Genomic DNA, 21,117 nt, shown 5'->3' on the forward strand with positions numbered 1-21,117 from the left:
AATATCCTCCGGCGTCTTCAGGACAAACACGTCACCGGTTCCGTGCAGGGAGGCGTCGTCAGCGACCCGGTAAACGTATAGTAGCCGTGATCGGCCGGCAGGAGATCAGCCGCGTTCACCGACACACCTTCGACCTCCGCCACCCTATCCTTCTCCTTCGGCACATGATCCCACACAGCCTGCAGCGCTGGGTTGACCTTCCCCGGCTTCAGCAAAACAGCCACGACTGCCAGGTTTCCGCTCCCATCCGAGTGAACCAGATGGATCACCATGTCGAAGCCCTTCCCATTGATATGCTCCTCGCTCGGATGGTGAAAATGGAACTGCGTCAGCTGGTACCGGTGATCGCCGACGGTGATAAAGCTCCCCGGCGCATAGTTCACCACAACCGTGTGGCCGTTATCGACGACTGAGAGCGGCGAAGGCTTGTAGTCAAACCGGATCGGCGGCAGGTCGGCCTTCTCTGTATGGCGGATGTCGATCGGTGCCTGATGGTGCCCCAGCTTGCACTCGGAATAAGCAGGATCAAGCGTTCCCCACTTCTTCGGGCCATCCTTGCCGCTGTATGCCCAATGGGTATGTTGCTCGCTCTCCTGCGCAACGATAGCCACGGAGCCGAAGAGCGTCGCCGCTGTAACGAGTCCAACGAGTATCGATCTCATTGGGAGCTCTCCTCAGGTCAATTGCTGACTAGAACGACCGCGGAGCCCGGAAAACGTCTAAACGATAACAGAAGCCGAAGAGAAAGAAATGGCCGTGAAAATGGTCAGCTGCGAGGTTGCACACGGCGGTTTGGTACACCTTGAAGATTGCGTCGCCGAAACAGCTCCAGATTAAGAGGCTAAATCGCGATAAATGCTTAGCTTTCCACCACCAAGCGCATAGATCTGAAGTCCGCTTTTGGTCGAACAGTTCCAAGGCTCGTAACCCGAAGAGCCATTCCAAACTTCCAGCCTGACATTTTCTTCAAACTCAATTTGAAGATCAGCAGTCAAGACATCCACGCCCAGAGTGACTACAGGCTTACTCAACAGCTTTAGCGCTTGTGCGGCGGCATCGACTGGCTGTGGATGCCCGAAATACTGCTTGTCATCTCCACTGGCAATGGCTATTGCATTAGAGGTTACAATCCGCCAGCAGCTCTCAACACACACGGTTGATCTCTCAAACTCGAATTTCCAGATATTCTCGAGCCATTCAACCGACAGGCACGTCGACCCAACAAAACATCGCTTTAACTCTTCGCTAACAGGATGAGAAGTCATCAGAACAAACTCAACTTCCGCGGCATCTCAATCCCCAGGTGCTCATAAGCCAGCCGAGTAGCCACCCGACCCCGCGGAGTCCGATCCAGAAACCCAATCTGAATCAGAAACGGCTCATACACCTCTTCCAGAGCATCCTGCTCCTCCGCCAGAGCCGCCGCCAGCGTGTTCAGCCCCACCGGCCCACCGTCATACTTCTCGATGATCGTGCGCAACAGCCGCCGGTCCAGCTCATCGAAGCCATGCGCATCGACCTCCAGCATCTCCAGCGCCTTGCACGCCGTCTCGCGGTCGATCTTGCCCGCCGCCCGCACCTGCGCGTAGTCCCGCACGCGCCGCAGCAGCCGGTTCGCAATCCTCGGTGTCCCGCGCGAGCGCATCGCAATCTCCGCCGCACCATCGTGGTCGATCGGAACCCCCAGCACATCCGCCGAGCGCTCCACCACAAACCGCAGCTCATCATCCGTGTAAAACTCCAGCCGTAGCAGAATCCCGAACCGCGACCGCAGCGGGCTCGACAGCAACCCCGGCCGCGTCGTCGCCGCCACAAACGTGAACGGCTTGATGTCCATCACGTGCGTCCGCGCCGCCGGCCCCTGCCCGATCATGATGTCCAGCTTGTAGTCCTCGAGCGCCGTGTACAGCTTCTCCTCGAGCACCGGCTGCAGCCGATGAATCTCATCCAGAAACAGCACCTGCCTCTCCCGCACATTCGTCAGGATCGCCGTCAGGTCACCCTGAATCTGCAGCGCCGGCCCGCTCGTCTGCTGAAACCCTACGCCCAGCTCGTTCGCAATAATCGTCGCCAGCGTCGTCTTCCCCAGCCCCGGAGGTCCGAACAGCAGCACATGATCCAGCGCCTCGCCACGCGACTTCGCCGCCTCCAGCGCAATCGCCAGCAGCTCCTTCACCTTCGTCTGCCCGATGAACTCGTTCAGCCGCGTAGGCCGCAGCTTCAGCTCAAACGCCGCATCATCATCCACGCGCCCCGCCGAGACCAGCCGCTCCGCATCCTCTTTCGACCGAGCGTTCGGATCAACCTTCGACTTCATCTTCGAATTGTTGCCAGGGAAATCCATTGAGGCGATAGTAAGGCGAAGCTACCTGCGAAGCAACCGGCGTTTTGTGACGATCTACTTGACGATCGCATCCGTAGCGTTCGGAGCCTTCGCATTGATAGCGAAGTCCCAAACAACTGTTGAATACGAACCGTTCGCCTTTGGCACGGGCAGCAGAACATATTCACCTTCAGGTATCGGATTTTTCGGTTGGATTCGATACCAGCTATTCGGTAGCTGGGTAATCTCGATATCGACAAAACTCTGGCCTCGTTTTGCATGGCCCGTAAGCGTGTTAAATGCCAGTCGGTCTACTACTCGCTTATCTTTCGCCTGCTCGGCCCGAGCGATGACGAAATCCCAAGTGTCGCTGCTCTTTCCGCTACCATCCTTGTCCTGGTCTGCATCGAAGAGAAAGTAGATGACAGGCTTGTCTGTGTGCAGTTGGTTCCGCGAGTTCAAGCCATCGAGTTCTGCCGTCAACTTTGGTTTATAGAAAAACGAACCGGCGAGGGAGCCAGCCGCATTTGCGCCCGTATGCTTGTTCAAACTCACCGTCGAGTGGTGTATCGGAACCAACTCAAATTGATTGTTGTAAACATCGACAGCCCAAGGCGTCTTGGAGTTAGGTATTTTGAGGCCCTGTTCCACCTCAAGGGTCGTTTGCCCACTCAGAGGAAATACCAAGGCAAGAAAAACGGCAAAAAATGCCCAGACAAAGAAGATGCTTCTCTTACGCAGCATAGAACCCAACGTATCATTCTGATCTAAGCCGTGCTACATCTTTCTGTCTGACGTGCGATTCTGCACCTCATTTACTGTAACCAAATGAACCGACGTCAACTCATCACCGGCGCAGCCGCAATGACCACTCTCCTCACCACCCAAGCCCAGGCCGCAGCCGACACCCCACGCACCTTCCTCGAGCTCGCCACCTTCCGCCTGCACAACAGCGACGAGGCCCAGCTCAAGCGCGTCTCCGACTATCTCGAGACCGGCCGCTTCCCCGCGCTCACCCGCGCAGGAGCCCTAAGCGGAAATATTGCCAAGCCCTTCGCCGCCCTCTCCAACCTCATCGGCCCCGACGGCCCCGCCATCACCACCATCACCCAGTACGCCTCGCTCGCCGCCATGCAGCAGGCCCTCACCGCCCTCGAAGCCGACGAAGGGCACCAAAAAGCTCTGCAAACATTAAGCGCCGGCCCCGGCCTCCCCTTCGTCACGGTTGAGAGCAGCCTGGTGCAAAGCCTCGCCGTCATCCCCGTGCCCGTCATTCCCACCGACGTAACCACACGCCCGCCGCGCATCTTCGAGCTCCGCACCTACCAGTCGCAGTCCTGGCCCGCGCGCCAGAAGAAGGCCGCGATGTTCAGCTCCGGCGAGATCGGCATCTTCGAGCGCCTCGGCATGGGCCCCGTCTTCATCGGCGAATCCGTCATCGGCCCGCGCCAGCCCAACATCACCTACATGCTCTCCTTCGACTCCCTCGCCGAGCGCGAAAAACACTGGCAGACCTTCGGCTCCGACCCCGAATGGAAGAAGCTAAGCGCCCCACCCGAGCTCAAGGACGCGCAGATCGTCGCCAACATCAGCAACACCATCCTGCGCCCGCTGCCCTTCTCGCCGTTGCGCTGACCTGGCACGCCAGTCTACATTCCAAACCACTCGTCACATACCCCTTGACATCTAGGCATCCGTCGGTTCATCCTCACCCCTAGACTTCGAGGCATAGAACGCGATGGCTAAAAACGATCTCCAGGGCACGCTCGAGCTCCTCATCCTCAAGACCCTCGCCCACAACTCCTCCCTCCACGGCTACGGCATCGTCCTCCACATCGAGCGCGTCTCCGGCGAGCTGCTCCGCGTCGAGGAAGGCTCCCTCTACCCCGCACTTCACCGCATGGAGCAGAACCAGTGGGTCCGCTCGCAGTGGGCGCTCACCGAGACCAACCGCCGCGCCAAGTTCTATTCCCTCACCGCCGCCGGACGCAGGCAGCTCGCCCTCGCCGAGCGCGCATGGGAGCAGACCGTCAAGGGTGTTCAAGCCGTCATGAAGTTCGCCTGAGGTGAACCAATGAATCTCCTCCGCCGCATCGCCGCACTCCTCCGCCGCTCCTCCATCGACCGCGAGATCGACGAAGAACTGCAAGCCCACCTCGCCATGCGCGTCGAGGATAACGTCGCCGCCGGCATGTCGCCCGCAGCCGCCGCACGCGACGCCCGCCTTCGCTTCGGCAACCCCACCGCCACACGCGAGCGCGTCCAGCACGTCGACGTTGCCATCGGCCTCGACTCAATATGGCGCGACATTCGCTACGCCGTCCGCGGATACGTCAACGCTCCCATCTTCGCGATCGTCGCCATCACCACGCTCGCGCTCGGCATCGGAGCCAACACTGCCATCTTCCAGCTCCTCAACGAGGTCCGCCTGCGCAGCCTTCCCATCGCACACCCCGAAGAACTGGTCGACATCCACATCATCGGCGGCAACAAAGGCCTTGGCATCTCCGACAATCGCTACTCCTCGCTCACTCGCCCCCTCTGGCAGGAGGTCGAGCGCAACCACGTGCCGCTCTCCGGAGTCTTCGCCTGGAGCTCCGTCTTCCAGAACATGCAGACCGGCCTCACCGCCAACGACGTCCGACCCGTCCGCGCCCTCAATGTCTCCAGCGACTTCTTCAACGTCCTCGGCGTCGTTCCCTTCGCCGGCCGACTCCTCGGCCCCGAAGACGTCACCTCCGTCTGTATGACTACCAACGCCGTCGTCAGCTACTCCTGGTGGCAGTCGCAGATGGGCGGTCGCCCCATCACAGCGGCCGAGTCCGTCGTCCTTGACGGAGTGCAATACCACATCGTCGGGGTCACGCCTCCGCGCTTCTTCGGTCTCGCGGTCGGCGAGAGCTTCGACTTCCTCACCCCCCTCTGCATCCCGCCCAACGTGCAGCGCGAGCACTTCGACGTCGGCGTTATGGGCCGCCTCGCCCCAGGCTGGACACCCGACCGCGCCACACAGTGGTTCACCTCCGCCAGCAAAGGCTTCTTTGAAGCCGCGCTACCACAGGGCTACAGCACCAAAACCACCGAGCTGTTCCGAAACTTCAAACTCGGCGCCTACTCCGCTGCCACAGGCGTCAGCAATCTGCGCGACGCCTACGACTCCTCCCTCTGGATCCTTCTCGGCATCACCGGCCTCGTCCTTCTCATCGCCTGCGCCAACCTCGCCAACTTGATGCTCGCCCGCGCCAGTGCACGCCAGCGCGAGGTCGCCGTCCGCATGGCCCTCGGAGCCACACGCGCCCGCCTCCTCCGCCAGCTCCTCATCGAATCCTCACTCCTCGCCGTCACCGGTGCCCTCCTCGGCATCGGCCTCGCGCAGCTCTTCAGCCTCCTGCTCATCCGCGCGCTCTCCGTTGGAAATAATCCGCCCGTACTCACCGTCCACACCGACTGGCGTGTCCTCCTCTTCGCCGCCGCCGTCGCCATCCTCACCTGCGCCGTCTTCGGAACCCTCCCCGCCTTCCGCACCTCCAGGTCCGATCCCATCCATGCCCTTAAGAGCGGCGACGGCCACGCCAGCGCTCGCCGCGAGCGCTTCTCCATCCAGCGCATCATGGTTGTCGTTCAGGTCGCCATCTCCACGGTGCTGCTCGTTACCGCGCTGCTCTTCGTGCGCACCTTCCGCAACCTCATGACCGTCGATCCCGGCATGCGCGAAGAGGGAATCACCGTCGCTTACATCAACTTTCACGATTCCAAAATCGACCCCGCACGCATCGAGGACTTCAAGCGCCAACTCCTCGCCGAGGTGCGCGCTGTACCCGGCGTCACCAACGCAGCCACAACAAGCATGATCCCCCTGGCCGGCGGAAGCTGGACCCACGGCGTCGATGTCGGCCCCATCGAAGGCTCCAGCCGCTTCACCTGGGTCAGCCCCTCCTACTTCGAGACCATGCAGATCCCCGTCCTCTCCGGACGCGGCTTCAGCGACAACGACACCCAATCCTCCCCGCGCGTCGCCATCGTCAACCAGACCTTCGTCCGCAACTACCTCAATGGACAAAATCCCCTCGGCAAGACCGTCCGCACCAAGGCCGAGCCACGCTATCCCTCAACCCTCCTTGAAATCGTCGGCGTCATCCCCGACACCAAGTACAACGACCTCCGCGGTAACCCCGAGCCCATCGCCTTCGTCCCCGCCATGCAGTACCCTCTCGAAGCCGAAAGTCCGTTCGCCGGCATGGTCATAGCATCCTCGCTTCCCCCCGCTGTCGCAGCCGAAGACATCAAGCGCGCCATCTCCGCCGCGCACCCTGAGACCCGAACCTCCTCCTTCGAACTGCAACAGTCCATCCGCGACAATCTCCTCCGCGAGCGTCTCCTCGCCACCCTCTCCGGATTCTTCGGTATCCTCGCCGCTGTCCTCGTCATGGTCGGGCTCTACGGAGTCGTCTCCTACCTCGTCACCCGCCGCCGCAACGAGCTCGGCATCCGCATCGCCCTCGGCTCCACCCGCGCCCGCATCATCGCCCTCGTCATGCGCGAGGCCGGACGCATGCTCCTCCTCGGCTCCTTCGTCGGAGCACTCATCTCCCTCGTCGCCGCCCGCAGCGCCAGCTCCATCCTCTTCGGCCTCAAGTCCTGGGACCCCGCCACCCTCGCCTTCGCCCTGGCCTCTCTCGCCGCCGTAGCCGCTCTCGCCAGCTTCCTCCCCGCACTCCGAGCCGCACGCCTCGACCCCGTCGACGCCCTCCGCAGCGAGTAAGACAGTGATTAGTGATTAGTATGTGCAACTAATCACTAATCACTAACAACTAACCACTGCCTCTACATCCGCGACACCACAAACAGCCCGCCCGAGATCGTCAGCAGATCCTCCACCACCGCCACCACAAAGTCCGGCAGGTTCATCTGCGTCACCAGACCCTTGCGAATCTCGAATCCCGCAAACGCTCCCGCCACGCCGCCCGCCGCGCCCAGCAGAGCTCCGGCCAGCAGCGCCTGGCCGCCACTCGCCGCCAGCGCCGCGCCCGCAAGCCCTCCCATCACCGCGCGCGCCACCAGCCCCACCGCCGACGTCCGGTTCGGAGTCTGTGGAAGCTTGTCCGCAATCAGCTCCGAGATCGCCAGAAACGTAAAGATCCACAGCGTCACCCGGTTCGTCATGAACGCCAGCGGCGTCCCCTCCAGGTGAACCCACTGCAGATACGCCGCCGCGCAAACGATCGCCGGGGCCATCATCGATCGCAGCCCCGCCACCAAGCCAATCAAAAAGCAAAGCAGAAGAACCGGGAAGGCCATTGCACACGTCCTTTCACCAGACCTTGCTTACCAGAACTTGTAACGCTGGCATTGTGCCCCAGAACGCCCCCCGAGCGCAAAGTCTTCCTTCACTTACAGTTTCAATTGCATCAGAGTAGCGCCAGCTGCATCAGAGTAGCGCCAGCTGCATAAGTGTGATGTCCTGCGCCCGGTCGAACTTCCACCCCGCCTCGCGCAGCACACCAACCTCCGCAAACCCCATCGCGCGATGCATCGCCATCGACGCAGAATTTCCCCCGCCGATCACCGCCACCATCTGCCTCGACCCCGCCTCGCGGCTCCCTGCAATCACCGCCTCCAGCAGCCGCCGTCCCACGCCCCGGCCCGCCGCATCCCCGCGCAGATAGATCGAGTCCTCCACCGTGTAGCAATACCCCGCTCGCGGACGAAACGGCGCAGCATACCCGTACCCGATCACCTCACCCGCCATCTCCGCCACCACATAGGGCAGCCCGCGCCCGCGAACATCGCTCAACCGCCGCGCCATCTCCGCCTCGTCCGGAGGCTCCACCTCCATCGTAGCCGCACTCGTCAGCACATAAGGCCGGTAGATTGCCGCAATCGCCGCAGCATCCTCCGGCGATGCATCCCGCACATCAACATCAGCCATACTCTCCAATTTACAGCGCGCGTCCCATCGCATGATTGGGACATTCACGCGAAGCGCAAACCCTCCCCACACAATGCTAGGCTGAAGACAAGAGCAAGATGCCCAACTCACCAGTAGTCTGTCATCCTGGGCCTGTCGAAGGGCCGCAGCGCGAAGTCGAAGAGCCTGCCCTGAGCTTGCCGAAGGGACCTGCATCTGCACTGCCCAAACCGCCTCAAACCATCGCTTCGCCGAACAACCGGGTGCCCGAGCCTGCCCTGAGCGAAGTCGAACGGGTCTCGATTCTGAGACATGGGTTCGCAGAATGTCTCCTCACCCTCACCCTCCTCCTCACCGCCTGCGCCAGCCCCGGCCCCCCGCGCCCCCCATCCCTCCACCTCGTCCATATCCCCACCGACCTCACCGCACAGCGCGTCGGCCCCAGCGTCCTCCTCCACTGGACCACGCCCTCCCGCACCACCGACGGCACCGCCATCCCCTCGCCCCTCACCGCCGAGATCTGCCGCGAGCCCAACCCCGCCACCGACTCCACCAAACAGCCCTCCGACAAAGCCTGCCCCATCGTCCTCCGCCTCGCCGTCACCCCCGGCCCCTCCACCGCCGCCGACCCGCTCCCCGCCCCACTCACCTCCGATCCCGCCGCGCCCATCGCCTACCGCATCCGCATCGTCAACCCCGAACACCGCTCCGCCGGCCTCTCCAAACCCGCACTCGCCGCCGCCGGCGCAGCACCACCTCCCGTCGCCGGCCTTCACTCCATCGCCACCCGCAATGGCATCCTCCTCGAGTGGCAGCCTCTCGCCGCACCTTCGCTCGTCGAACTCGACCGCACCCTCTCGTCCCCCTCCAAACCCCAGCCTGAAAAATCCTCTTCACCTCTGGCTCCCTCCGCCGAGCCCACCGAGATCCACCTCCGCACCGGCGACGAAGCACCCCGCCCCACTGATCCCGGCGGAACCCTCGACCGCACCGCCCTCCGCAGCCAGACCTACACCTACCGCGCCACGCGCCTCCGCACCGTCACCCTCGACGGCCGCCTCTACGAACTCCGCTCCGAACCCTCCTCCCCCATCACCGTCAACCTCTCCGACACCTTCCCGCCCCTCACCCCCACGGGCCTCGCCGCCATCCCCTCCAACACCGGCGCTGCCCCCACCATCGACCTCTCCTGGCAGCCCACCACCGACCCCGACCTCGCCGGCTACCACGTCTACCGCCGCACCGAATCAGGCACCTTCCAACGCCTGACCCAGCATCCCACCCTCGGCCCCGCCTTCTCCGACACCGCCGTCACCCCCGGAATCCCCTACACCTACCGCGTCACCGCCGTCGACAACACCCGCAACGAATCCGCACCCTCCGCCGAGGTCACCGAGACCGCACGCCCCATCCAAAACCCCTAAGAAACCGTCATCCAACCCGAGCGGCTCGCCCTGGCAAAACTTCACCGCAACCCACTCGCGATTGTGTCATCCTGAGCGCAGCGCAGCGGAGTCGAAGGATCTGCGGTTAAGACCCGCCGCAACCAACCATCGCAAACGCAAGTACACTTCAAAGGACTGATCACCACCATGAAGTACTGCAGACTCCTCACCCTCTCCGGCTCACCCCGCTATGCCCTCGTCGAAGAGCGCAACGGCACCCTCTGGGCCACCGCACTCATGGAGCCCCCCGTCGAAGACCTCGCCGCCCAACTCGCCATCCTCAACTCCCCCGAACCCTTCACCCCCGCGCCCCTCGCCTCCCTCCAACTCCTCCCACCCGTCACGCCCTCCAAGATCCTCTGCATCGGCCGCAACTACAAAGAGCACGCCGCCGAGCTAGGCAACGAGGTCCCCGCCGAGCCTCTCCTCTTCCTCAAGCCCCCATCCTCCCTCCTTGCGCCCGGCGGAGTCATCAAGATGCCCGCCCTCTCCAAGCGCGTCGACTACGAGGGCGAACTCGCCATCGTCATCGGCAAGCGCTGCACAAAGCTCAGCCCCGCCGAAGACCCCCTCGACTACATCCGCGGCTACACCATCGTCAACGACGTCACCGCCCGCGACATTCAGAAGTCCGACGGCCAGTGGACCCGCGGCAAAGGCTGGGACACCTTCTGCCCCGTAGGCCCCATCGTCTCCGACGAGATCGACCCGCTAGACGGCGACCCCGTCACCGTCACCACCCGCCTCAACGGCCAGGTTAAACAGCAAGGCTCCACCGCCGACCTCATCTTCCCCCTCGACTTTCTCCTCCGCTACATCACCGCATCCATCACACTCGAACCCGGCGACATCATCCCCACCGGAACCCCCTCCGGAGTAGGCCCCGTCCAACCCGGCGACACCGTAGAAGTCGAGATCACCAACCTGGGCATCCTCCGCAACACCTTCGCCCCCGAGTAATCTCTCCTCACCGAGTCATTCCTCCCGCGTCGTCATTCTGAGCCGCAGGCGAAGAATCTCAGTATTTCGCCTTGCGCACCATAAATCACGGCCGGATGCCCCATTCATGACGCAGCTTCATCGCCGGCATGAAGGGGACATTCGCGCGAAGCGCGAACCGCTCTCCTCCCGTACGCGCTAAGAATCCCACCATGCCCATAGGCCTGGAACGCCGCCAGACCACAGGCCAGTTCCACTTCATCACCTTAGGTTGTCACTTCCGCCGATCCATCTACCCCGTCGTTTCGAAGCGCCGCCCAACACTTGTGGCGCACCCCGTCGCAATCAAGTTGCCGCTGGTATCGAGTATTTCAAGCTTGGTTGTATCGGTGAACTCGTCGGCATCCTTATCCAGCTCAATTGCCCGCGTGAGTCTGTGTGTCTGTATCCAGACTCCGGCAGGGTTAAAGATGAAGACCTCCGTGACCGCACTGTAATTATGGCCGCCCGTATGCGCCCAGACTCCATAGCCGGGAGTGGCTACCGCCGGCGGCTGGCCTGCGGTCGTAAAGGTCAGAATCCCCCCTTTGGCGAAGGCAAATAGCGCCGGGAAGGTCCTCTGCGCTGCGCCCGTCTGACAGTCGCGAACCGTGAGCTGTACGCGCCACATCCCCTCAAGCCGGCCCGCCCGCGATTCCGAGTTGCCCTCTTGAGCATTCAGCCCCGATGTTAGAAAAAGCATGACCGCCAGCGCGAACACTGACAGCAAGTCTATTCCGGAAACCGCCCTTGAGTTTCTCATTTAGTTTCTCCTCTTTTGCAACATCTGTCCGGGCCCGGTCGACGCTTGGATTCCACTACTGCAAAGAGTCACTTGTAAAGCCCCTCCTGGGGTATGCCTCTCTCCCGCCGCGAAGCCCAACCCAAAACGTCATCTCCAACCATTCACGGTCTTTTCAACTAACCACCAACCACTAACAACTGCCTCTCAAAGCGCAACGCCCACACCCTTGGTAAAATCAAATAAGCAGCGAAGGGAGCGAAAAATGGCGACAATTCTCGAACAACTCCGTAGCATGACCACCGTCGTGGCCGACACCGGAGATATCAACTCCATCAAGCAGTACAAGCCGACGGACTCCACCACCAATCCGTCCCTCATCCAGGCCGCCGCCGGCATGCCCGAGTACCAGCCCATCGTGGACGGAGTCCTCACCCAGGCCCGCAAGGACGAAGGCCCCGCCGCCTCCGACGAAGAGGTCGCCAAACAGGCCTTCAAGACCCTCGCTGTAGCCTTCGGCAAGAAGATCCTCGAGATCGTCCCCGGCCGCGTCTCCACCGAGGTCGACGCACGCCTCTCCTACGACACCGAGAAGACCATCGCCGCCGCGCACGACATCATCGGGCAATACGAGAGCGCCGGCATCTCCCGCGAGCGCATCCTCATCAAGATCGCCTCCACCTGGGAGGGCATCAAGGCCGCCGAGCAGCTCGAAAAGGAAGGCATCCACTGCAACCTGACCCTCCTCTTCGGCCTGCACCAGGCCATCGCCTGCGCCGAAGCGAAGGTCACTCTGATCTCCCCATTCGTCGGCCGCATCCTCGACTGGTACAAGAAGGACACCGGCAAGGACTACGTTGGAGCCGATGACCCCGGCGTCAAGTCCGTCACCACGATTTACAACTACTACAAGAAATTTGGCTACAAGACCCAGGTCATGGGAGCCAGCTTCCGCAACATCGGTGAGATCGAGGAGCTCGCAGGCTCCGACCTGCTCACCATCGCCCCCAAGCTCCTCGGCGAGCTTCAGGCCAAGAGCGGAACCCTCGAGCGCAAGCTCGACCCCGAAAAGGCAAAGTCTATGAGCATCGAGAAGATCCCCATGGACAAGGCGACCTTCGACAAGATGCACGCCGCCGACCGCATGGCACACGACAAGCTGAAGGAAGGCATCGAGGGCTTCTCCAAGGCGCTCGAGGATCTCGAAAAGATCCTCGCCAAGCGCCTCGCCGAGCTCTCCGAGCCCGCCGCAGCCCGCTAACACACTCTCCCTTTGCTCCAGAGACCGCGCGCACCACGCGCGGTCTCGTCATTCCCAGCCCTCCCATTACCCGATCGCCAAATAAGAACAAACAACAAGAAGCCCTCGAGCCTGCCTCTCTCCCACTACCATCCATCCAGGAACCCTGCCTAAGGAAAGGCTCGTTCGTAAATGGCCAGTACCTCCGTCGCTGCAGCTACCGGACGTTCCACGACGACGGCAGCTCCCACTGAGAGCCTGAAGCACATCCGCGCACTCGACGGCGTTCGCGGCCTCGCCATTCTGCTGGTCTTCCTCTTCCATCTCCTCTCATCCAACCATGCGCCCAGCGGCTCCCCGCTGATCGGCGTCATCCTCAAGCTCCGTGACACAGGATGGATCGGCGTCGATCTCTTCTTCGCGCTCTCCGGATTCCTCATCACCGGAATCCTCTTCGACACACTCGCCAGCCAGCACTACTTCCGAAACTTCTACATCCGCCGCGCCCTGCGTATCTTCCCGCTCTACTACGGCGTGCTTCTCGTCCTCTTTCTCCTCGTCCGTCCCGACTGGCGCCAGGGCCGCCAGTTCTACCTTCTTCCCGTCTACCTCCAGAACACGTCCCTCTGGTGGAACGCTCCCGACTCCGGCATCATCAAGAGCCTCACCGGTCACCTGTGGTCTCTCGCCGTCGAGGAGCAGTTCTATCTCGTCTGGCCCCTCGTCGTCTTCTGCATCCGCGACCGCCGCAAGCTCCTCTGGATCGCGCTCGCCGTCGTCCTGATTGCTCCCGTCCTGCGCACGCTTCTGCTCACCCACGGCGGCTCCATCCAGGCGACCTACAAGACCACCCTCTGCCGCGCCGACTCTCTCCTCGCCGGTGCGGCCCTCGCCCTCGCCATCCGCGGACCCCGCCGCGCAGCCATCCTTCGCGCCGCCGCTCCTCTCTTCTGGCTCGCCATCCTCGCCTGCGCGCTCCTCGCCTGGAAGACCGGCTCCTTCTTCTGGGGAGACAACTTCGCCGTCAACACCATCGGCTACAGCCTCCTCGCCGTCGCCGGAACATCGCTCATCGCACTCTGCCTGCGCGCAGGCTCGACCGCGAAGCTCATGAGCATCTCACCCCTCCGCTGGCTGGGAAAGTACAGCTACGGCATCTACGTCATTCACCAGATGACCTTCATGGCGTATCAATCCTTCCTGCTCACCCACATTCACTCCAGAGTCCTGCTGCACCTCGCGCTTCCGCTCTCGAACCTCGCCGTCACCCTTCCTCTCGCGTGGCTCAGCTACCGCTTCTACGAGCAGCCCTTCCTCCGCCTCAAGCGCTACTTCCCCGACCGACCCGCCCCCACGCAGTAACTCTCCCCGCGGCTCCCCTCACTCCTCCCGCAGCACCGCCAGCGGACTCACCCTTGTCGCCCGCACCGCCGGAATCAGACTCGCCGCCAGCGACACCACCACCATCAGCGCCATCACCGACACCAGCGTCGACATATCCCGCGAGCTCACCCCATACACCATGCTCGTCACCACGCGGCCCAGCGCCATCGCCGCCACAAAGCCCGCCGCGATCCCCAGCGCCGTAGGCTTCATTCCCTGCGCCACCACCACCTGCAGCACGTCGCGCCTCGTCGCTCCAAACGCCATCCGCAGCCCGATCTCCTTCATCCCCCTCCGCACCGAATACGCCAGCACGCTATAGATCCCCACCATGCAAAGCACCAGCGCCAGTCCACCGAAGATCGCCAACAGCTGCATGTTGAAGCTGTGCTGCGTCAGCGTCTCCCCCACAAACTCCTCGAGCGTCATCACATCGTCCACCGGAATATCCCCATTCACCTGGTGCACCGCGTCCGTCACCGCCGTCGCCAGCGTCCCCGGAGGAACCGTCGTCCGCACCACCAGTGTCAGCGACCGCGCGATCCACTCTCCCTTCGGCGCCCCTCCCACCTGCCCCAGCGGCCAGTACAGCGTCGCGATCCCCGCCGAGCTGTCCAGACCCGTCTGCTTCACATCCCCCACCACCCCCACAATCGTCCGCTCCTTCTCCGGATAAAACGACAGCTTCAGGTGATGCCCCACCGCACCTCCCTCCGGCCAGAACTGCTTCGCCATCGACTCGCTAATCACCACAACCGGCGCCGACTCCGCCCTGTCATCCTCGCTGATATCCCTTCCCTCCAGCACCGGAATCCGCATCGTCTTGAAGTACCCCGCCGTCGTCACCCGCACCGAAACCTCCGGCTGCTCCGACATCGCCACCACCGGCCGTCCCTCCACCGCCACCGGCTGGTTCGATCCTCCCATCAGCGGCAGATCATCCACCGCGCCCACCGACGAAACCCCCGGCAGCGCCCTCACCCGATCCATCACCTGCGCGAAGAACTGCGCCTCCTCCGTCGCGCTCCCGAACTGCCTCCGATTCACCTGCACATTCATCGTCAGCACATTCTGGGCATCAAACCCCGGATCGATCCTCTGCAGATTCCAGAGACTCCGAATCATCAGCCCCGCCCCCGTCAGCAGCACCAGCGACAGCGCCACCTCCACCACCACAAGCGCCGACCTCGTCCTCCCGCCACCCGAGTCCGCATCCGTCCTCCCCATCCCCTGCTTCAGCGCGTCGTTCACGTTGCCACGGCTCATCCGTAGCGCCGGAATCAGTCCCGCAAGCACGCCCGTCAGCACCGACAGCGCAAGCGCAAACCACAGTACCGGAGCGCTCAGCCCGATCTCGCCCATCCGCGGCAGCTTATCCGCAAAGAACTTCAACAGCATCTGAATCCCGAAGTGCGCCGCAATCAATCCCAGCGCGCCTCCGCAAAGCGCGAGCACCACCGTCTCCGCCAGCAACTGCCCAACGATGCGCCCCCGCGTCGCCCCCATCGCCGCGCGAATCGCAATCTCCTTCCTGCGCGCATACGTCCGCGCCAGCACCAGGTTCGCCACATTCGCGCACGCAATCAGCAGCACAAACGCCACCGCTCCCAGCATCATCAGCAGAGCCGGACGAATCTCCCCCACCGTCTCCTCGCGTATCGGATTCACCAACGCGCCCCACCCCTTGTCATCCTCCGGATAAGCCTCCTCCAGCCGCCGCGAGATCGTGTTCATCTCCGCCTGCGCCTCCTCCAGCGTCACCCCCGGCTTCAGCCTACCCACCACCATAAAGTGGTGCTCCCCCCGCACCGCCTTCTCCTCCGGAGTCAGCACCTCCGGAACCCACATCTCCGCAAACCCCGGCTTCGTCATCGCCGGCCCCATCACCCCCACAATCGTGTAAGGCTCGCCATCCAGCCGGATCGTCTTTCCCACCACTCCCGGATCGCCACCATAGTGCATCTTCCAGTACCGATAGCTCAGCACCACCTCGCGCACCTTGCCGGCGTTGCTCTCATCCTGCAACAGCACCCGCCCATACAGCGGCTCCACCCCAAGCACTGAAAAGAACTCCGGACTCACCCTGCTCGCGCGCACCGCCTCCGGCTTGCCCGCTCCCGTCACATCGAACCGCCCGCCTGAAAATAGCGTCATCCCCTCAAACACATGGTTCTGCCTCTGCCAGTCCAGAAAGTTCGCCGCCGAAACCGCAAACCGCGTCATCCCCGGAAAGCTCTTCTGCGGAGGCGTGTGCCACACCTGCACCACGCGATCCACGTCCCGAAACGGCAGAGGTTCCAGCAGAACCGCATGAACCACGCTGAAGATCGCCGTATTCGCCCCAATCCCCAGCGCCATGATCACCGCCGCCGTCAAAGCAAACCCAGGACTCTTCCGCAACTGCCGAAGTGCAAACCGAAGATTCTGTATCAGGGCCGGCAAGGAGCACCTCCATCGCGTACCAGACCAATACGCAATCCATTCGCCAACGGATCACCCACCGAACCCCTGCCCCATCAACAGCACCCCCACATCCCGCACGCTCGGACTGTCCACCGCCGAAAACTACCGTCCGCTTCCGAACAAAGAAAGATTCGATCACGGTATCCCCACAACGTATGTCGCCTGCTCACCCCTGCCGTCATTCTGAGCCGAAGCCTGCCCTGAGCAACGTCGAATGGGCGAAGAACCCCCGCTTTTCGACCGTCGCGCCGACACCCCTCAGGAAAACTTAACCACCCGGTTGCCAGGTGCCCCATTCATGGCGCGGTCTCATCGCGACATGAGTGGGTTCATTCGCGCAGAACGCGAACCGCTTCTAGGTACGCCAGGGCTTTCAGCCTTGGCCCTCTCTTTTAGCCAACAAGAAATAGGGACTTCAGCCCCTGGGGTATGCCTACTGCCCGATCCCCCACTGAAATCTGTCAAGCCCCAAATTCGCAATAAGCCTTGTAAGAACCTAGAAACAAAAGCGTTATTTCATCAGGCAAAGTGCCGAAAAGTGCCGATTTATTATCGGCACTTCGATACACTTAAATCAAAGCTGAAAACAAAAGAGCTTCGGAAAACCCGAAGCCCTCCCCTAACCCCAAAAGAATCAAGATTTTGACCCATAACCCACAAAGAATCAAGAGTTTACGCTGTGGAAATCGCTCATAATCATGATTCATAAAGACTTACCGCAACATGGGGGGGGAGGGGGCCCTAGCTCCGCCAGTGCAGCGTAACCGGCCCGGCCAGAGGATGCTCACCCGTCCCCTTCAGCCGAGCCTGCTTCAGCGCGAAGTACCACTTCGCCGGCTTGTCCGCATCGTCGATCAGCATCAGCCCGGGATGAAACCTCAGCCCTGCAGCCTGCTCGATCATCGTCTGCTGGTCCTGCCCGACGAACTTCGCCCCAAAGAACCTCGCAATCGTAGTCACAAACGGAACGTTGTAAAACACATTCCAAGCCGCCAGCACATCGATCCTGCAGGTCGAAGGAGTCACCGGTGTAACAGTCGTCAAACTAGCAAACCACTTTGCCCCCGCGCGAATCGTCTCATACCGCCGGTTCGGCAGAACAAAGTCGATCGTCGTCGTAATCGGCTCGCCATAAACACCCAGCAGCTTATAAGGAGCCGAGTTCGCACTCGGAGCATGAGAAGACATCCTGAAGCCCTGCGGAATCGGCTCAAAGTGCTTCGCCTTCTCATGGATGCTCGCGCGGCTTCGCCACCACCAAGCCTGGTGAACAAACGGCCCGTGCGCCGGATCCATCAGACCGATGATCCCGTGATCCACATTGCACGGAAGATCAGCCACAAGATGCGCCGAACGAAACCGCTCCGAGAACTTCGGAAGCTCCGGAACCGGAGGCAGCTCGCCAGCGCCTGCGCCAGATGAACCTGCGCCAGATAAATAAGAAGCCCTGCCCGTTCCCACCTCCGGAAGATAAACCCACGCATATCCGTCGCGCTCCTCGCACGGATATGCGCCCGCATAGATCTTCCCCGGCTCCAGCGAGTCATGCGAGGTCAGCGAAGGAATCTCCTGACACTGCCCCGAACAGGGCTCGAACTTCCAGCCGTGATACTTGCACTGCACGTTCTCGCCGTCGAACCACCCCGCCGAAAGCGGAATCCCGCGATGCGGACAAAGGTCCCTCATCGCAAACAAACGCCCATCGCGCTTCCGCCCCAGCACCAGCGGAACGCCGAGCAGCAGCGCCATCGTCATCTTCCCCACGCGCAGCTCCCCGGAGCGCAGCGCCGGATACCAGTCACCGAAGATCAGCTCTGCCGGAGGCCCCGGAGTCGAAGAAAGTTGAACAAGATCACGCATCAGAACCCAGCCTGAGTCTACGACATTCGGACCGATCCTTTTTGAATCGTCATTCTGAGCCGAAGAGCCTGCCCTGAGCGAAGTCGAATGGGCGAAGAACCCCCGCATTTCACCACCGCCCGAACCACCACAACAACCCAATGGAGAAACAAACAACCCATACACTGTGGACGTGCCCGTCGAACTCACACCGCTAAGACGCACTCGCCTCACACTGACGCTTCTCTGGCTCTTCTTCTACGCCAGCTTCACGCTCCTCGCGCCACCGCTGCTCGACGACGCCGACTCCGTCCACTCCGAGGTCGCCCGCGAGATGCTCCTCCGCGACGACTGGACCACGCTCTACGCCAACGGAATCCGCTACCTCGAAAAAGCCCCGCTCCTCTACTGGTCGATGGCCGCGAGCATGAAGGCCTTCGGCGTCGGCACCGCCGCCGCGCGCCTGCCCCTCGCGCTAACCGTCCTCGCCCTCGCCCTCACGATGGAGGCCTTCGCCCGAAGAGCCTTCCGCAACCTCAGCCGCGAAGAGTCAGGCACCGAGCAACACGACGCCGGCACACGAGCTGGCCTCTACGCCGGACTCATCACTCTCTCCAGCTTCGGAATCTTCATCTTCACCCGCATCACCATCCCCGACGCGATGGTCTGCGTCTGGCTCACCCTTGCCATCTACTGCTTCTGGCTCACCGAGCAGCAACCAGAACACGCACAAAATCCGTCGCCCCAAACCAAGATAGTGTCATCCCGACCGAAGGCGGCGCACTTCGCCGCCGCAGCGGAGGGATCTGCTTCTCCAACCAATAATCCACCGCGGCGCCTGCCCTGCTTCGGCTTCGCCGCGTGCTGCGCCCTCGGAGTCCTCACCAAGGGCCTCATCGGCCTCGTCTTTCCCATCGGCATCGTCGCCGCGCACCTCATCCTCACTCGCGGCTGGCGCGGAGCCATCGCGCGCATCCTGCACTGCCATCCGTTCACCAGCACCGCAGTCTTCCTCGCCATCGCCGCGCCCTGGCACATACTTATCGCCCTCGCCAATCCCACGCAGGGCAATCCCGGCAGCATCGCCTTCACCCACGGACACTGGATCGTCCCGCAGCCAACCGACGGCAACGTCCACGGCTGGACCTGGTTCTACTTCGTCAACGAGCACCTGCTCCGCTACCTCAACCTCCGCGTCCCACGCGACTACGACACCGTCCCGCTCGCCCTCTTCTGGTCGCTCATCCTCGTCTGGTTGATGCCCTGGAGCGCCTTCCTCTTCCACGCCGTCGCACAGGTTCGAGCGCGCGCCGCACTCGCAGCCTCTCCTCTCTTCGCCCGCTGGAGCTGGCTGCAGACCCGCATCAACCCCGAGCATCAGCCCATCTCTCTCTCGCCCGAAGACCGCACGCTGCTCCTCCTCGGAATCTGGGCCGCGCTGCCGCTCCTCTTCTTCTCCCTCTCCACGCGGCAGGAGTACTACGTTCTCCCCGCACTCCCCGCGCTCATCCTGCTCATCGCCGCCTGGCTCACCTGCGAGGCCACCGAAGCCGAGTCCTTCACCGTGCCCAACCCGCTCGCCACCGCAGGACTACGCATCGCAACCGTGCTGCTGGCCCTGGGGACGCTCGCCGCCCTCGCCTCGCTCTTCTTCGTGCTGCACTCCCAACCGCCCGGCCCGAACACCGATCTCGCCACACTGCTGCAGCAGAACCCCGGCGAATACGCGCTCTCCTTCGGCCACTTCCTCGACCTCAACGCGCAGGCCATGGGAGCCTTCCGCCGCCCCCTGATCATCACGGCCATCGCGCTCTTCGGCGGCACGCTCCCCGCATGGCTCCAGCGCCGCGACTACCGCCCGCACGCCGCAAACCTGTGGCTCACCGCCGCGGCCTTCGGCTTCCTTCTCGCCGCGCACCTCGGCCTGCAGATCTTCTCGCCCGTACTTACCTCGAAGCAGCTCGCCGACGCCATCGCTCCCGAGCTCAAGCCGGCCGACATCATCGTCATCCACGGCGAGTACGAGGCCGGCAGCACGCTCGGCTTCTACCTCCACCGCAACGACATCCACATCCTCGAGGGCCGCAGCTCCAACCTCTGGTACGGCAGCTTCTTCCCCGACGCCCCGCCGATCTTCGAGGACCCAACCTCACTCAGCCTGAAGTGGAGCGGAGTCGAGCGCGTCTTCCTCTGGCAGGACGTAAGCCAGCCGCTCCCCAAACTCCCCGGCAAGACCTACCTGCTGATGCAGAACGGAGGCAAAGAGATCCTCAGCAACCAGCCCAACCCGTACTAGTGCAAGGTACAAGGGTAGAAGGTACACGGTACAAGGTAGAACGATCGGTCAATCAGCTTGTACCTAGCACCCTGTACCTAGCACCTGTCAGAAAAAAGATGCGGCCCCGAGGGCCGCATTATCGTTTGAAACAAACTTTGCGTTGAGCCGTGCGCCTACCAGAGACCCCACGCGCGGCTGATGTAATCGCTCAGCGTCATCGTGATCAGGATCAGGAAGGTGAAGAAGCCCGCCGCAACCGTCATCTTGATCAGCTTGGACTGGAAGAAGACGTGCATGAAGAACAGGATGACGATCACCGCCTTGGTACAGGCAATGGCCAGCGCGACGATGGGGTTGAAGATGCCGAGATTGACGAACGCCGCGGCCACGGTGATGGCAGTAAAGGCAAGCAGCGTGGCGAAGACGATGATGTACGTCCTCGGCGTGACGATGTGGTGTTCCGCGTGCTCCGGGTTGGTCACGTTGGCCGGGTCGTGGTACTGAGACATACTCTTCTC

The 21,117-nt window shown here is 62.4% G+C and carries 18 protein-coding genes; 8 read left to right on the plus strand and 10 right to left on the minus strand.

Going from position 1 to position 21,117, the window contains the following annotated elements; translation table 11 throughout:
• Positions 1 to 17: 17 nt before the first annotated feature.
• The 4 genes from Q363_RS00810 to Q363_RS00825 form a co-directional block, all read right to left on the minus strand.
• Positions 18 to 662 (minus strand): carbonic anhydrase, encoded by a 645-nt coding sequence (locus Q363_RS00810; protein ID WP_051978143.1) that lies wholly within the window; start codon positions 660 to 662, stop codon positions 18 to 20.
• A 171-nt stretch (positions 663 to 833) separates the two neighbouring features.
• On the minus strand, positions 834 to 1,265 hold the full coding sequence (locus Q363_RS00815; protein ID WP_035347071.1) for a hypothetical protein: 432 nt from the start codon (positions 1,263 to 1,265) through the stop codon (positions 834 to 836).
• On the minus strand, positions 1,265 to 2,317 hold the full coding sequence (gene ruvB, locus Q363_RS00820; protein WP_051978266.1) for a Holliday junction branch migration DNA helicase RuvB: 1,053 nt from the start codon (positions 2,315 to 2,317) through the stop codon (positions 1,265 to 1,267). Before ruvB ends, Q363_RS00815 begins: the two co-directional genes overlap by 1 nt.
• A gap of 81 nt (positions 2,318 to 2,398) precedes the next feature.
• Positions 2,399 to 3,067, minus strand: a complete 669-nt coding sequence (locus tag Q363_RS00825) for a hypothetical protein (RefSeq protein ID WP_035347075.1) — start codon at positions 3,065 to 3,067, stop codon at positions 2,399 to 2,401.
• 84 nt (positions 3,068 to 3,151) lie between these two features.
• On the opposite strand from Q363_RS00825, the gene Q363_RS42610 reads away from it, so the two are divergent.
• From Q363_RS42610 to Q363_RS00840, 3 genes are all read left to right on the plus strand, one after another.
• Positions 3,152 to 3,958, plus strand: coding sequence for an NIPSNAP family protein (locus Q363_RS42610; RefSeq protein WP_035347077.1), 807 nt, complete (start codon positions 3,152 to 3,154; stop codon positions 3,956 to 3,958).
• Positions 3,959 to 4,061: 103 nt separating this feature from the next.
• On the plus strand, positions 4,062 to 4,388 hold the full coding sequence (locus tag Q363_RS00835) for a PadR family transcriptional regulator (RefSeq protein WP_035347079.1): 327 nt from the start codon (positions 4,062 to 4,064) through the stop codon (positions 4,386 to 4,388).
• 9 nt (positions 4,389 to 4,397) lie between these two features.
• Positions 4,398 to 7,085: an ABC transporter permease gene (locus Q363_RS00840; protein WP_051978145.1), complete on the plus strand. Its 2,688-nt coding sequence runs from the start codon at positions 4,398 to 4,400 to the stop codon at positions 7,083 to 7,085.
• Positions 7,086 to 7,147: 62 nt separating this feature from the next.
• On the opposite strand, the gene Q363_RS00845 is transcribed toward Q363_RS00840, so the two are convergent.
• Both Q363_RS00845 and Q363_RS00850 read right to left on the minus strand, forming a co-directional pair.
• Positions 7,148 to 7,621, minus strand: a complete 474-nt coding sequence (locus Q363_RS00845; protein ID WP_035347081.1) for a DUF4126 family protein — start codon at positions 7,619 to 7,621, stop codon at positions 7,148 to 7,150.
• Between the two features lie 130 nt (positions 7,622 to 7,751).
• Positions 7,752 to 8,252, minus strand: a complete 501-nt coding sequence (locus Q363_RS00850; RefSeq protein WP_035347083.1) for a GNAT family N-acetyltransferase — start codon at positions 8,250 to 8,252, stop codon at positions 7,752 to 7,754.
• Positions 8,253 to 8,350: 98 nt separating this feature from the next.
• Here Q363_RS00850 and Q363_RS00855 point away from each other — a divergent pair, with 98 nt between their 5' ends.
• Complete coding sequence (locus tag Q363_RS00855) at positions 8,351 to 9,655, plus strand: fibronectin type III domain-containing protein (RefSeq protein ID WP_035347085.1); 1,305 nt, start codon at positions 8,351 to 8,353, stop codon at positions 9,653 to 9,655.
• Positions 9,656 to 9,823: 168 nt separating this feature from the next.
• Complete coding sequence (locus tag Q363_RS00860; RefSeq protein ID WP_035347087.1) at positions 9,824 to 10,636, plus strand: fumarylacetoacetate hydrolase family protein; 813 nt, start codon at positions 9,824 to 9,826, stop codon at positions 10,634 to 10,636.
• 271 nt (positions 10,637 to 10,907) lie between these two features.
• Here Q363_RS00860 and Q363_RS00865 read toward each other — a convergent pair whose 3' ends face one another.
• Complete coding sequence (locus Q363_RS00865) at positions 10,908 to 11,417, minus strand: hypothetical protein (protein WP_035347088.1); 510 nt, start codon at positions 11,415 to 11,417, stop codon at positions 10,908 to 10,910.
• A gap of 244 nt (positions 11,418 to 11,661) precedes the next feature.
• Here Q363_RS00865 and Q363_RS00870 point away from each other — a divergent pair, with 244 nt between their 5' ends.
• Together Q363_RS00870 and Q363_RS00875 are read left to right on the plus strand one after the other, a co-directional pair.
• The gene (locus Q363_RS00870) at positions 11,662 to 12,657 is read left to right on the plus strand and encodes a transaldolase (protein WP_035347089.1); all 996 of its coding nucleotides are present in this window, start codon (positions 11,662 to 11,664) and stop codon (positions 12,655 to 12,657) included.
• Positions 12,658 to 12,828: 171 nt separating this feature from the next.
• Positions 12,829 to 13,998, plus strand: a complete 1,170-nt coding sequence (locus tag Q363_RS00875) for an acyltransferase family protein (protein ID WP_051978146.1) — start codon at positions 12,829 to 12,831, stop codon at positions 13,996 to 13,998.
• Between the two features lie 18 nt (positions 13,999 to 14,016).
• On the opposite strand, the gene Q363_RS00880 is transcribed toward Q363_RS00875, so the two are convergent.
• Both Q363_RS00880 and Q363_RS00885 read right to left on the minus strand, forming a co-directional pair.
• Positions 14,017 to 16,461, minus strand: coding sequence for an ABC transporter permease (locus Q363_RS00880; protein ID WP_035347091.1), 2,445 nt, complete (start codon positions 16,459 to 16,461; stop codon positions 14,017 to 14,019).
• A gap of 762 nt (positions 16,462 to 17,223) precedes the next feature.
• Positions 17,224 to 18,342, minus strand: a complete 1,119-nt coding sequence (locus tag Q363_RS00885; protein ID WP_051978147.1) for a Rieske 2Fe-2S domain-containing protein — start codon at positions 18,340 to 18,342, stop codon at positions 17,224 to 17,226.
• Between the two features lie 166 nt (positions 18,343 to 18,508).
• Between Q363_RS00885 and Q363_RS00890 the strand changes: the two genes are divergently transcribed.
• Positions 18,509 to 20,617, plus strand: coding sequence for an ArnT family glycosyltransferase (locus Q363_RS00890; protein ID WP_035347093.1), 2,109 nt, complete (start codon positions 18,509 to 18,511; stop codon positions 20,615 to 20,617).
• A 155-nt stretch (positions 20,618 to 20,772) separates the two neighbouring features.
• Here the strand turns inward: Q363_RS00890 and Q363_RS00895 are convergent, their stop codons facing one another.
• Positions 20,773 to 21,108 (minus strand): cytochrome C oxidase subunit IV family protein, encoded by a 336-nt coding sequence (locus Q363_RS00895; RefSeq protein ID WP_051978149.1) that lies wholly within the window; start codon positions 21,106 to 21,108, stop codon positions 20,773 to 20,775.
• Positions 21,109 to 21,117 lie beyond the last annotated feature (9 nt).

The sequence above is a fragment of the Edaphobacter aggregans DSM 19364 genome (assembly GCF_000745965.1).
GTDB lineage: Bacteria > Acidobacteriota > Terriglobia > Terriglobales > Acidobacteriaceae > Edaphobacter > Edaphobacter aggregans.